The sequence below is a fragment of the Streptomyces sp. NPDC006552 genome (assembly GCF_040611655.1).
GTDB lineage: Bacteria > Actinomycetota > Actinomycetes > Streptomycetales > Streptomycetaceae > Streptomyces.
The window spans coordinates 36,207-48,376 of the sequence record NZ_JBEXOS010000021.1; the positions used below are offsets into that span (position 1 = coordinate 36,207).

The 12,170-nt window shown below is 72.5% G+C and carries 12 protein-coding genes; 2 read left to right on the forward strand and 10 right to left on the reverse strand.

From position 1 onward, the window contains the following. Positions 1-23: 23 nt before the first annotated feature. Complete coding sequence (locus ABZY33_RS15155; protein WP_356492005.1) at positions 24-1,409, reverse strand: peptidase C39 family protein; 1,386 nt, start codon at positions 1,407-1,409, stop codon at positions 24-26. A 226-nt stretch (positions 1,410-1,635) separates the two neighbouring features. On the opposite strand from ABZY33_RS15155, the gene ABZY33_RS15160 reads away from it, so the two are divergent. Together ABZY33_RS15160 and ABZY33_RS15165 are read left to right on the forward strand one after the other, a co-directional pair. Next, positions 1,636-2,277: a hypothetical protein gene (locus ABZY33_RS15160; protein WP_356492006.1), complete on the forward strand. Its 642-nt coding sequence runs from the start codon at positions 1,636-1,638 to the stop codon at positions 2,275-2,277. Between the two features lie 416 nt (positions 2,278-2,693). Beyond that, positions 2,694-4,568, forward strand: a complete 1,875-nt coding sequence (locus ABZY33_RS15165; RefSeq protein ID WP_356492007.1) for an AAA family ATPase — start codon at positions 2,694-2,696, stop codon at positions 4,566-4,568. 22 nt (positions 4,569-4,590) lie between these two features. On the opposite strand, the gene ABZY33_RS15170 is transcribed toward ABZY33_RS15165, so the two are convergent. The 9 genes from ABZY33_RS15170 to ABZY33_RS15210 all read right to left on the reverse strand — a co-directional run bounded on the left by ABZY33_RS15170 (position 4,591) and on the right by ABZY33_RS15210 (position 12,007). Continuing rightward, entirely contained in the window at positions 4,591-5,667 is a 1,077-nt protein-coding gene (locus ABZY33_RS15170) for a hemolysin family protein (RefSeq protein ID WP_356492008.1), read from the reverse strand. Further along, complete coding sequence (locus ABZY33_RS15175) at positions 5,664-7,001, reverse strand: hemolysin family protein (RefSeq protein ID WP_356492009.1); 1,338 nt, start codon at positions 6,999-7,001, stop codon at positions 5,664-5,666. The genes ABZY33_RS15170 and ABZY33_RS15175 overlap by 4 nt, the downstream gene beginning before the upstream one ends. Before the next feature lie 225 nt (positions 7,002-7,226). Further along, complete coding sequence (locus ABZY33_RS15180) at positions 7,227-7,667, reverse strand: PH domain-containing protein (protein ID WP_356492010.1); 441 nt, start codon at positions 7,665-7,667, stop codon at positions 7,227-7,229. An 11-nt stretch (positions 7,668-7,678) separates the two neighbouring features. After that, positions 7,679-8,536, reverse strand: coding sequence for an ATP phosphoribosyltransferase (hisG, locus tag ABZY33_RS15185; RefSeq protein ID WP_356492011.1), 858 nt, complete (start codon positions 8,534-8,536; stop codon positions 7,679-7,681). Between the two features lie 51 nt (positions 8,537-8,587). Continuing rightward, complete coding sequence (locus ABZY33_RS15190) at positions 8,588-8,860, reverse strand: phosphoribosyl-ATP diphosphatase (RefSeq protein ID WP_324775649.1); 273 nt, start codon at positions 8,858-8,860, stop codon at positions 8,588-8,590. Positions 8,861-8,894: 34 nt separating this feature from the next. Further along, positions 8,895-9,380, reverse strand: coding sequence for a 6,7-dimethyl-8-ribityllumazine synthase (gene ribH, locus ABZY33_RS15195; protein WP_356492012.1), 486 nt, complete (start codon positions 9,378-9,380; stop codon positions 8,895-8,897). A gap of 55 nt (positions 9,381-9,435) precedes the next feature. Beyond that, positions 9,436-10,725 (reverse strand): bifunctional 3,4-dihydroxy-2-butanone-4-phosphate synthase/GTP cyclohydrolase II, encoded by a 1,290-nt coding sequence (locus ABZY33_RS15200; RefSeq protein WP_356492013.1) that lies wholly within the window; start codon positions 10,723-10,725, stop codon positions 9,436-9,438. After that, positions 10,722-11,372, reverse strand: coding sequence for a nicotinamide mononucleotide transporter family protein (locus ABZY33_RS15205; protein ID WP_356492014.1), 651 nt, complete (start codon positions 11,370-11,372; stop codon positions 10,722-10,724). Before ABZY33_RS15205 ends, ABZY33_RS15200 begins: the two co-directional genes overlap by 4 nt. Continuing rightward, the gene (locus tag ABZY33_RS15210; protein WP_356492015.1) at positions 11,369-12,007 is read right to left on the reverse strand and encodes a riboflavin synthase; all 639 of its coding nucleotides are present in this window, start codon (positions 12,005-12,007) and stop codon (positions 11,369-11,371) included. Before ABZY33_RS15210 ends, ABZY33_RS15205 begins: the two co-directional genes overlap by 4 nt. Between the last annotated feature and the right edge of the window lie 163 nt (positions 12,008-12,170).

The following is a 12,170-nucleotide window of genomic DNA, read 5'->3' on the forward strand; positions in this document are numbered from 1 at the left end:
CGCAGGGACCGCGCGGCATCCGCTCAGCGCACGCCCACCGCCGCCAGCGCCTTGCGCTGCCCGGCGCTCGGGTGGGCCGGGAAGTACAGGTAGCAGACCCCGCCGGTGCCGGAGACGACGGCGCCCGAGGCGTTGTGGCGCTTCGTGCGCAGCCAGATCGTCTCCCACTCCGCCCGCTTGTAGACGCGGCGCACCGCCGCGTCGCTCGGCGACGCCGGGTCGTTGGCGATCACGTCACCGTCGGCGGTGAAGCCGATCACCGTCATGAGGTGGCCGGAGGTGCCGTACCCGGCCCCGGTCAGCTCCTCCTTGAGGAACGACTGGGACGTTATGGCCGGGATGCCGGCCGCGATCAGGGTCTCCAGGTCGCTCAGCGAGGAGAGGCGGGTGACGACGCCCTGCAAGTCCTTGTAGGTCGCCGCGTACGCCGCGTTGAACGGCCAGTTGCCGCAGCCCTCGTACTGGTAGTCGTAGGTGAACCGGGCCGCGTGGCAGACCTGCGGGTCGGCGTAGGACGGGTCGACCCAGGCCAGCTGCCGGGCGGTGGGCCTGCGGCCCCAGTACTCGATGATCATCTGCGAGGAGGTGGGGCTGCACCAGGCCTCGCCGCCGTTGTCGTACTGGGGGTACTGGCCGGAGTGGATGTTCTGCGAGTAGCGCGGGACGGCCAGCTCCTTGGCGAGGCCGGGAGCGGAGGCGGGGACGGTGAACCGGTCCGGCACGTCCGAGCCCATCGCGCCGAGCCGCCAGACCGTCGGCGCGGCCTTCGAGCCGGGGGCGCGCAGCAGCCGCAGCCGCAGGCCGTACGAGACGAGCCGCAGGCCCGAGGCCGCGTCGTCGATGGAGAACGTGTCGGTCCAGATGCTCGACTTGCCGTCGCTCTGGTCGTCCACCGAGGTCCGGCGGATGTCGACGTCCTTGTCGTCCCCGGCCGTCCAGCGGCCCAGCACGTACCAGGGCGTGCGGGTCCCGTCGGTGTACGTGCCCCGCAGCTCGACCTGGATCCAGGTGCCCGGCGGGGTGTGCGCGTTCCACGAGGCGATGACCTCGGTGGCGGGGACCCGCAGGCGGTGGACCGGGGAGAGCCACTCGGCGTACTCCCACTGCGCCGTCCTGTTCAGGTGCGGGTCGGTGTACGTGGTGCGTCCCGCGGCCTTGGCGAGGGTGACGCCGGGGCGGGCGCCCGCGACGACACGGGTGCCCTTGCCGGTGCCGGAGCGCCAGTCGGCCTGCGTCGTCCAGGCGTGGTTGTCCACGGGGCGGGCCGGGGCCTTCGTGCGCGGGCCGGCCGGGCCCGGCGCGGCGTGCGCGGCACCGGCCGCGGCCGTGCCGGCGGCGAGGGCGGCGCCCGCGGCGGCGGCGAGCACGGTTCTGCGGGCCGGACCGGAGTGTGGAGCGGATCGGGTCATCGGGTGGTTCCCCCAGTCGACGGAGCGGTGGACGGTGCGGACGGGGCCGGCCCATGGCCGGGTGGGGCGGTGCGCCCCCTGCGGTGCGCCAACTATGGCCGCTGCGACAGGATTTCCACCAGCGTTCCGGAGCGCGCCACGCCACCAATATTGGTCTCCACCACTGGAATGACCTGCAGCGGCGCGCCCGAAACCTCGGGGGAAGGCCCGGCGTACCCTTGCCGCCGTGACCTACCAGCACGTGCCCCTCGACCAGTACGCCGACCGGGTGCGCCGGCTGCCCGCCTCCTGCGGACCCGTGCGCCTCGTCGGCATCGACGGACACGCCGGTTCCGGCAAGTCGACGCTGGCGGCCCGGCTGGCCGAGGCGCTCGGCGGGGCGCCCGTGCTGCGGCTGGACGACATCGCGAGCCATGACGCCCTCTTCGCCTGGACGGACCGGCTGCGCGCCCAGGTGCTGGAGCCGCTCGCCCGGGGCGAGACGGCGCGGTACGCGGTCTACGACTGGCAGGCCCGCCGCTTCGGCGCCGCGCGCTCGCTGCCGCCCGCCGAGGTGATCCTCGTCGAAGGGGTGGGCGCCGGCCGGCGCGCGCTGCGGCCCCGCCTGGCGCGGCTGCTGTGGATGGAGCTGGCGGACGAGACCTCCTGGGCGCGCGGGCGGGCCCGGGACGGTGCGGCCCAGCGGGACTTCTGGGACGGCTGGATCCCAGCGGAACGCGAGCACTTCGCGCGGGATCCGTCCCGGCCGTTCGCCGACGCGCTGGTGCGGGAGTGCCGCACGGGGTACGAGATGCGCGAGGGACCCGGCGACGCTCCGCCCGACCCCTCGGATGTCACTCAAAGTGAGGAACCGCCAGCGGTGCGCTGACCCCGGCCGAACAGCCTTCCGCCACTTTCCCCGAGTGCCTCAACTCTGCTTGACCGAGGGGCCGGACAGGACTTACGTTCTCAATGTGCGGCCTTTCGGGGTCGCCCGAAGACGCGAAGCCCCCGGTCGTTCCCCCGTGATCGGGGGCTTCGTTCTGCCCGCGGACCCCTTTTCCGGCCGCGCTGCGGCGCCCGCCGCTCACCCAGGGTCACCGGAGCGCGCCGCGCTCCCCCCGCGCGCGATCCCGGCCTTTCTGCCCTGCGCGCCGCGATCCGGCCCCGTCGCGCCCTACGGCTGACCAGGCCCCCGCGGGTACGATGCTGTCGGTGCGGCCAAGGACGGCTCGCTGTCCGCATAGTGTCAACTCCCGTCCATGTCAGAGCGGTTCATCGGGGGCACGGTTTGTGGGGGACGTGATGGACTTCGGCACCGGCGCGCCGACGGGCCCGGCCGACCTCGCCTGGCTGCGAGGCGTCGACGCGTACACGATGGGCGCGTACCCGCAGGCGGAGGAGGAGTTCCGGGCCGCCGTGCGGATGGACCCGGGGATGGCCGACGGCTGGCTCGGGCTGCACGCGCTGCGCATCGACACGACGACGGCGCTGCTGCGGATGTTCCGCCACCGCGACCGGTTCGGGGAGCAGCGCACGCGCCACCGGCGCACGCTCAACTCCTGGTACTGGCTGGGCTGGTGGGTGCAGCCGGTGCTTGAGCACCCGCGCGATCTGCTCCTCGCGCACGCCTCGCACTGGCTGGACGGACGCCATGTGCCGGAGCTGGACCGGGCGCTCGCGACGCTGCCGCCGGCCGACGCCGATCCGCAGGTGCGCTTCCTGCACGCCTGCCGGGCGTACCTGGTCAAGGACTGGGACCAACTGGTGCGGCAGACCGAGGCGTTGCTCGACGATCCGATGCTCGGCATCGAGGCGGGCCTGTTCGGCGGGATGGCGCGGGTGCGCCTGGAGATGTACGGGCAGGCGGAGCCGCTGCTCTCCTCGGCCCTGATGCGCTGCCGCAGCGAGCAGCCGCAACGCAAGGAGCTGCGGTACTGGCTGGCCAGGGCGCACGAGGGCACCGGCCGTTCGGCGGCCGCGATGCCGCTGTACCGGGCGGTGCACCGGGTCGATCCGGCCTTCATGGACACCTCGGCGCGGCTCGCGGCGATCGCCGAGGGCGACGGGTACGGGGACTTCGCGGACGGCCCCGACCTCACCCCGATGACGCTGACGGGGTATCAGGACGGCCCGGAGAGCGGGGAGTCGGTGGAACCGCTGTACGCGGGCGACGGCCTGGGCCTGAAGGTCACCGAGCCGGACCTGCCGCCGCCGGGCGGCGCGGGCGCCGGCGACCCCGACATGGTGCGGGAGAAGGCGGTGGTGCCGGTCGAGGTGCCGCTGCCCGCGGGTCCGGCCGATCCGGTGCTCCTGGAGGAGGCGCTCTCCGAACTGGAGCTGATGGTCGGCCTGGAGCCGGTCAAGCGCCAGGTCAAGGCGCTCTCGGCGCAGCTCAACATGGCGCGGCTCCGCGCCGGGCAGGGGCTGCCGGTCCAGCCGCCCAAACGCCACTTCGTCTTCTCGGGCCCCTCGGGCACCGGCAAGACGACGGTCGCCCGGATCCTCGGCCGTGTCTTCTACGCCCTCGGTCTGCTCGGCGGGGACCACCTCGTGGAGGCGCAGCGGGCGGATCTGGTCGGCGAGTACCTGGGCCAGACAGCGGTGAAGGCGAACGAGCTGATCGACTCCGCGCTCGGCGGGGTGCTCTTCGTCGACGAGGCGTACGCGCTCTCCAACTCCGGCTACGGCAAGGGCGACGCGTACGGCGACGAGGCGCTCCAGGTGCTGCTGAAGCGGGCCGAGGACAACCGCGACCACCTCGTGGTGATCCTGGCCGGCTACCCGGAGGGCATGGACCGGCTGCTCGCGGCCAACCCCGGTCTGTCCTCGCGCTTCACGTCGCGGGTCGACTTCCCCTCCTACCGCCCGCTGGAGCTCACCTCGATCGGCGAGGTGCTGGCGGCGGAGAACGGGGACGCGTGGGACGAGGAGGCGCTCGACGAGCTGCGCTCCATCGCCGGCCACGTGGTGGAGCAGGGGTGGATCGACGAACTGGGCAACGGGCGGTTCCTGCGGACGCTGTACGAGAAGTCGTGCGCGTACCGGGATCTGCGGCTCACCGGGTATCTGACGGAGCCCTCCCGGGACGACCTGGCCACGCTGCGGCTGCCGGACCTGATGCAGGCCTACGGAGAGGTGCTCTCCGGGCGGGGGCCGCAGGACCCCTCCGCGATGTAGGGGTCCTGCGGCCGTCACGCGTCTAGGTGAGCGCCCCCTGCTTCTCGCGGGCGCCGGGCAGCTGGGGTTCGTCCCGGTGCGCCGGATCGCGCACCTCGCCGACCAGCAGCTCCAGGACGTCCTCCAGGGCGACCAGACCGAGGACGCGGCCCGCCGCGTCCGCCACCTGGGCCAGGTGGGTGGCCGCCCGGCGCATCACCGTCAGGGCGTCGTCCAGGGGCAGTTCGGCCCGCAGCGTCGTCATGGGGCGCCAGACCTGCTGCGGGACGGCGCGGTCCGTGCCGGGGCCCTCGATCAGGTCGAGCACGTCCTTGACGTGCAGGTAGCCCATGAAGGCGCCGCCGTCCGCGCAGACCGGGAACCGCGAGAAGCCGGTGCGGGCCGTCAGCGCGATGATCTCCGCCGGGGTGACCGAGGGGCCGACCGTGACGAGGTCGGAGCGGTTCAGCAGGACGTCGGTGACCGGGCGGGAACCCAGCTCCAGGGCGTCCTCCAGGCGCTCCTGCTCCTCGGGGCCGAGCAGGCCCGCCTGGCCGGAGTCCTCCACCAGGCGGTTGAGCTGCTCGCTGGTGAAGACCGCCTCGACCTCGTCCTTCGGCTCGACCCGGAAGGCCGTGAGGATCAGGCGGGCGCAGGCGCCGAGCGCGAGCGTGACCGGCTTGCACAGCCGTGCGAAGGCGACGAGCCCCGGGCTGAACCAGAGCGCGGTCTTCTCCGGAGCCGCCATCGCCAGGTTCTTCGGCACCATCTCGCCGATGACGAGGTGCAGGGAGACCACCGCCGCGAGGGCGATGACGTAGCCGAGCGGGTGGATCATGCCGTGCGGGACGTGGACCGCCTCGAAGAGAGGTTCAAGGAGCGCCGCCACCGTCGGCTCGGCCACCGCGCCCAGCGTCAGCGAGCAGACGGTGATCCCGAACTGGGCCGCCGCCATCATCTGCGGCAGGTGCTCCAGGCCGTACAGGACCTGGCGGGCCCGCTTGCCGGGCAGCGGCTCGATCTGGCTGCGGCGCACCGAGACCAGGGCGAACTCCGCCCCGACGAAGAATCCGTTGGCCAGCACCAGCAGGATCGCGAAGAAGAGTTGCAGCGCGCTCATCGGACCGCCTCGGCAAGGGCCTGCGGGGCGTCGGCCGTCTTGACGATGCGCACCCGCTCGGCGCGGTAGTGGTCGACCTGGCGTACGGCCAGGCGCCAGCCGGGCAGTTCGGCCCGGTCGCCGGGGGCGGGGATACGGCCCAGGAGGTCGGCGACCAGGCCGGCCACCGTCTCGTAGGGGCCTTCGGGGACGTCGAGTCCTATCCGGCGCAGGATGTCGACGCGGCAGCTGCCGTCGGCGTCCCAGGCGGGCCTGCCGTCCTCGGGCGGGGCCGCCGCCAGTTCGGGCAGGTCGAGCTGGTCGTGCTCGTCGCGCACCTCGCCGACCAGCTCCTCCACGATGTCCTCCAGGGTGACGACCCCGGCCGTGCCGCCGTACTCGTCGACGACGACGGCGATGGGCTGCTCGCTGCGCAGGCGCGCGAGGAGCGGCTGGACGGGGAGGGTCTCGGGGACCATGAGCGGGGTCTGCGCGATCCGGGCGACGGGCGTGCGCAGCCGCTCGTGCGCCGACATCGCCAGGGCGTCCTTGAGGTGGACCATGCCGATGACCTCGTCGATCCGCTCCCGGTAGACGGGGAAGCGGGACAGGCCGGTGGCGCGGGTCAGGTTGACCACGTCCTCGGCGGTCGCCGAGGACTGGAGCGCGCTGACCTTCACGCGCGGCGTCATGACGTGCTGCGCGGTCAGCTCGCCGAGGGAGAGCGTGCGCACGAACAGGTCGGCCGTGTCCTGTTCGAGGGTGCCCGCCTGCGCGGAGTGGCGGGCCAGGGAGACCAGCTCGCCGGGGGTGCGGGCGGAGGCCAGCTCGTCGGCGGGCTCGACGCCGAGCAGCCGCACGAGGCGGTTGGCCACCGTGTTGAGCAGGGCGATGACCGGGCGGAAGAGGCGGGCGAAGGCGTGCTGGGGGCCCGCCACGAACCGGGCTACCTGGAGCGGCCGGGAGACCGCCCAGTTCTTCGGGACCAGTTCGCCGACCACCATCTGCACGGCCGCCGCGAGCAGCATGCCGAGGACGACGGCGATACCGCGTGCGGCGCCCTCGGGGACGCCGACGGCCGTGAAGGGGCCGCGCAGCAGCTCGGCGAGGGCCGGTTCGGCGAGCATGCCCACCACCAGGGAGGTGATGGTGATGCCCAGCTGGGTGCCGGAGAGCTGGAAGGAGAGTTCCTTGAGGGCGGCCACGACGGTGCGGGCGCGCTTGTCGCCGGCGTCCGCCGCTTGTTGGGCGTCCTGGCGCTCGACGGTGACGAGCCCGAACTCGGCCGCCACGAAGAATCCGTTGGCGAGGATCAGGAGGAAGGCTGCCGCGAGGAGCAGCAACGGGATGGTCATGCCGCCGCCTGGGAGGACGTGCGCGCGCGGGGCGCGCTATGTCGGGTGGGGGCGGCGCAGGTACTGCCGGACGATCCGTCCATCGCTGGAGGGAGTCACTCCTTGGTTAGCAGGGGCCCCCGGTCGCCCGTCCGGGCGCGTCAGGGGTGGGGCGGCTCACGGTGCGCGCCCCGCCACCAGATTAAATTAGGCGGGGGCGCGCGCGTCAGGGGCCGGGGCCCTGAGTCAGCCCTGGACTCCGGTCCGGGCCTCGCTCAGGGCGCGCAGCGCCTTGGCGTCGCGGATGGCGCTCTGCCGGGCGATGCCGGGCTGGATGCCCAGGGCGGCCAGGCTGGTGCCGTCGCTGAGGTCCAGGAAGACCCAGGGGTCGCCGGGGCGCAGGTTGACCTGGACGATCTCCGCCCAGGCTAGGCGGCGACCGCGGGCGATGTTGACGACCGTGACCCCGTCCTCGTCGGCGACGATCTTGGGCCGCGCGAGCAGCCCGAGCACGCCCCAGAAGAGGGCCGCGGTGAAGACGAAGCTGACCTTCTCCGCCGGGCTCATGGTGTCGAGGACCAGCGCGATGACGGTGATCACGACGAAGCAGGCCGCGCCGAGCACGTGCAGGACGGCGCGGGTGCGGCCGGGCCGGAAGGTGACGGGCAGGTTCACGGGGTCGGGCATGGCTCGCGGTCCTAGAGGCGGCAGGCGTGGATGGCCGTGGTGAGGATGGCCCGCGCGCCCAGGGCGTACAGGTCGTCCATGATGCGCTGGGCGTCCTTGGCGGGGACCATGGCGCGCACGGCGACCCAGCCCTCGTTGTGCAGCGGGGAGACGGTCGGCGACTCCAGGCCGGGGGTGAGGGCGACGGCCCGCTCCAGGTGCTCGGCGCGGCAGTCGTAGTCCATCATCACGTAGGTGCGGGCGACGAGGACGCCCTGGAGGCGGCGGAGGAACTGCTGCACCTTGGGCTCGGTCTCCGCGTCGGAGCCCTCGCCCTTGCGGCGGATGACGCACGCCTCGGACGTCATGATCGGCTCGCCGAAGACCTCCAGGCCCGCGTTGCGCAGCGAGGTGCCGGTCTCCACGACGTCCGCGATCGCGTCCGCGACGCCGAGTTCGATGGCGGTCTCCACGGCGCCGTCGAGGTGCACGACGGCGGCGTCCACGCCGTGTTCGGCGAGGTACCGGCCGACGATGCCCTCGTAGGAGGTGGCGATCGTCTTGCCCGCCAGGTCGCCGAGGTCCTTGACGGCGCCGGGGCGGGAGGCGAAGCGGAAGGTGGAGCGGGCGAAGCCGAGCGGCAGGATCGTCTCGGCGTTCGCGCCCGAGTCGATCAGCAGGTCCTGGCCGGTGAGGCCGATGTCGAGCTTGCCCGAGGCCACGTAGATCGCGATGTCCTTGGGGCGCAGGTAGAAGAACTCCACCTCGTTGCCCGGGTCCACCGTGACGAGTTCCTTGGATTCCTTGCGCTGGCGGTATCCGGCCTCATGCAGCATCGCCGACGCAGGTCCGGACAGTGAACCCTTGTTGGGGACGGCGATGCGCAGCATGAGGTCGGATTCCTTTGCGTGAGGGTGAGTGGGGCGGGCGCGGGGGCCGGCTCAGAGGTGGGCGTACACGTCGTCGAGGGAGATGCCGCGGGCGACCATCATCACCTGGACGTGGTAGAGCAGCTGCGAGATCTCCTCGGCGGCAGCTTCCTTGCCCTCGTGCTCGGCCGCCATCCAGACTTCGGCGGCCTCCTCGACGACCTTCTTGCCGATGGCATGGACACCCTTGCCGACCAGCTCGGCGGTGCGGGAAGTGGCGGGGTCGCCGGTGGCGGCCTTCTGCTGGAGCTCGGTGAAGAGCTCCTCGAACGTCTTATTGGACATGGTGGTCCTTACTTTACGCGGCTCTCCCCGGGCCCTAACGCCAGGGCTCGGCGACGGTACGCAGCGTGGTGGCGGTGGCCACGGCCGCGGTGACCGCTTCGTGCCCCTTGTCCTCGCGGGAGCCCTCGATGCCCGCGCGGTCCAGGGCCTGCTCCTCGGTGTCGCAGGTCAGCACGCCGAAGCCGACGGGCACGCCGGTGTCGACGGAGACCTGGGTGAGGCCCTGGGTGACGCCCTGGCACACGTACTCGAAGTGCGGGGTACCGCCGCGGATGACGACGCCGAGCGCCACGATCGCGTCGTAGCCGCGGCCCGCGAGGACCTTGGCGACGACCGGCAGCTCGAAGCTGCCCGGGACGCGCAGCACGGTCGGCTCGCTGATGCCCAGTTCGGTCAGGGCGCGCAGGGCGCCGTCGACGAGTCCGTCCATGACCTTCTCGTGCCACTGGGCGGCGATGACGGCCACGCGCAGGTCGCCGCAGTTCTTCACACTCAGTTCGGGGGCACCCTTGCCGCTCACGCGCTTCTCCTCGTACGTGCGTAGATGAAGTAGATGGATAAGGGAGTTGGTCGGGTTACTGGTTGGTGCAGGCGGACGTGGTGGGGGCGTCCAGCCAGGGCAGGTCGTGGCCCATCCGGTCCCGCTTGGTGCGCAGGTAGCGGAGGTTGTGCTCGCCCGCGGTGACCGGCATCGGCTCGCGGGCGGTGACCGTCAGGCCGTGCCGGGTGAGGGCGTCGACCTTGTCGGGGTTGTTGGTCATCAGGCGCAGGTCCCGCACGCCGAGGTCGGCGAGGATCTGGGCGCCGGCCGCGTAGTCCCGGGCGTCGGCGGGCAGTCCCAGCTCCAGGTTGGCGTCGAGGGTGTCGCGGCCGCGCTCCTGGAGCTCGTAGGCGCGCAGCTTGGAGAGCAGGCCGATGCCGCGGCCCTCGTGGCCGCGCAGGTAGACGACGACGCCGCGGCCCTGTTCGACGATGCGGCGCATGGACTCCTCCAGCTGGGGGCCGCAGTCGCAGCGCATCGAGTGGAAGACGTCGCCGGTGAGGCACTCGGAGTGGATGCGCACGAGGACGTCCTCGCCCGCGCCCACGGAGCCGTGGACGAGGGCGACGTGCTCGACGCCGTCGACCGTGGAGCGGTAGCCGTAGGCGGTGAACTCGCCGAAGGCGGTCGGAAGTTGGACCGTGGCCTCGCGCTTGACCGTGGGCTCCGCGGAGCGGCGGTAGGCGATCAGGTCCTCGATGGAGATGATCGTCAGGCCGTGCTTGCGGGCGAACGGGATCAGCTCGGGCAGGCGCAGCATGACGCCGTCCTCCCCGGCGATCTCCACGATGGCCCCGGCCGGGCGCAGCCCCGCGAGCCGGGCGAGGTCGACGGCGGCCTCGGTGTGGCCGTTCCTGGTCAGGACGCCGCCCGCCCGGGCGCGCAGCGGGAAGACGTGGCCGGGGCGGACGAAGTCGCCGGGCCGCGCCGTGCCGCTCGCGAGGAGGCGGAGCGTGGCCGCGCGGTCGGCGGCGGAGATGCCGGTGGTGACGCCGTGCGCGCCGGAGGCGTCGACGGAGACGGTGAAGGCGGTCTTCATCGACTCCGTGTTGTCGCCGACCATCTGCGGCAGGTCGAGCCGGTCCAGCTCCTCGCCCTCCATGGGGGCGCAGATCAGGCCGCGGCACTCGCTCATCATGAAGGCGACGATCTCGGGCGTGATCATCTCGGCGGCGACGACGAGGTCTCCCTCGTTCTCCCGGTCCTCGTCGTCGACGACCACGACGGGCCGGCCCGCGGCGATGTCGCGCAGGGCCTGCTCGACCGGGTCGAGTCCGAGGGCGGCGTCGGCGGACACGTCGTACAGATGGGCTGCGGTGCTCATGCGTGGGCTCCTTCGAACGCGGGGGCGGTGGCCGCGGCGGCGCGGGAGCGCAGCCACCAGTCGCGCATGCCCCACAGGACGAGCGCGCCGTAGATGACGTAGACGAAGCCGGAGAAGGCGAAGCCGTTGGCGAAGTTCAGCGGGACGCCGACGAGGTCGACGAGGAGCCAGGCGAACCAGAACTCGACCATGCCGCGCGCCTGCGCGTACATGGCGACGACGGTGCCGACGAAGATGTACGCGTCCGGCCAGGGGTCCCACGACAGCGTCGGGACCGCGGTGAACAGGGCGCCGACGGCGAGGGTGCCGAGCGCCGCGGCGCCGACGAGGGCGCCGCGCTCGCGCCAGGTGGCGAACCGGACGGCGATGGAGCCGTCCTGCGCCCGGCCCGCGCCGCGGTTCCACTGCCACCAGCCGAAGAGGGCGACGACGATGACGACGAGCTGCTTGCCGGCGCTGCCCGAGAGGTGGGCGGTGGCGAAGGCGGTGAGCAGGATCGCGCCGGAGACCAGCTGTGCGGGCCAGGTCCACAGGGAGCGGCGCCAGCCGAGGGCGAGGGCGATCAGGCCGATCGTGTTGCCGATCATGTCCGACCAGAGGATGTGCTGATCGAAGACGGTGAACGCTTGCGTGTTGAGCCAGTTCACTTGGTGCCCCCCTGAGCGCTGCCCCGGCCGCTTTCCTGCGTGCTGCCCTGGTAACCGAGCATCCGCTCGACGTATTTCGCGAGGACGTCGACCTCGATGTTGACCGGGTCGCCGGGCTGCTTGCGGCCGAGCGTGGTCAGGTCGAGGGTGGTGGGGATGAGGCTGAGGGTGAAGTAGTCGGCGCCGGCCTCGACGACGGTCAGGCTCACGCCGTCGACGGTGATGGAGCCCTTCTCGACCACGTACCGGGCCAGTTCCGCGGGGAGCGAGATCTTGACGATCTCCCAGTGCGCGGAGGGCAGGCGCTCGATGATCGTGCCGGTGCCGTCGACGTGGCCCTGCACGATGTGGCCGCCGAACCGTCCGTCGGCGACCATCGGCCGCTCCAGGTTGACGCGGGAGCCCGTGGTCAGCGCGCCGAGGCTGGAGCGCTTGAGGGTCTCGGCCATGACGTCCGCCGTGAACCAGTCGCCGCCGTGCTCCACGACGGTGAGACAGACTCCGTTGACCGCGATGGAGTCACCGTGCTTGGCGCCTTCGGTGACGACGGGGCCGCGGACGCGGAAGCGGGAGGCGTCATCGAGGTTCTCGACGGCCGTGATCTCGCCCAGCTCTTCGACGATTCCGGTGAACACTTCCCGGGTCCTCCCTCATGGGGCGTGGACTCCGGGGCACTGTCGTGCGACGACGACAGGAACGGACGGGTCAGGACACCGGGAGCGACACCGAACGGCGGGACCAGCCACGGACGTGGCACGGCACCCGCAACAGACGGCGACGCACACCATGGAGGTGTCC

Excerpts from the sequence above, each read along its gene's own strand:
- ABZY33_RS15155 (WP_356492005.1), bottom strand. The coding sequence starts at position 1,409 with ATGACCCGATCCGCTCCACACTCCGGTCCGGCCCGCAGAACCGTGCTC.
- ABZY33_RS15165 (WP_356492007.1), top strand. The coding sequence starts at position 2,694 with ATGGACTTCGGCACCGGCGCGCCGACGGGCCCGGCCGACCTCGCCTGG.
- ABZY33_RS15170 (WP_356492008.1), bottom strand. The coding sequence starts at position 5,667 with ATGAGCGCGCTGCAACTCTTCTTCGCGATCCTGCTGGTGCTGGCCAAC.
- ABZY33_RS15175 (WP_356492009.1), bottom strand. The coding sequence starts at position 7,001 with ATGACCATCCCGTTGCTGCTCCTCGCGGCAGCCTTCCTCCTGATCCTC.
- ABZY33_RS15180 (WP_356492010.1), bottom strand. The coding sequence starts at position 7,667 with ATGCCCGACCCCGTGAACCTGCCCGTCACCTTCCGGCCCGGCCGCACC.
- hisG (WP_356492011.1), bottom strand. The coding sequence starts at position 8,536 with ATGCTGCGCATCGCCGTCCCCAACAAGGGTTCACTGTCCGGACCTGCG.
- ABZY33_RS15190 (WP_324775649.1), bottom strand. The coding sequence starts at position 8,860 with ATGTCCAATAAGACGTTCGAGGAGCTCTTCACCGAGCTCCAGCAGAAG.
- ABZY33_RS15200 (WP_356492013.1), bottom strand. The coding sequence starts at position 10,725 with ATGAGCACCGCAGCCCATCTGTACGACGTGTCCGCCGACGCCGCCCTC.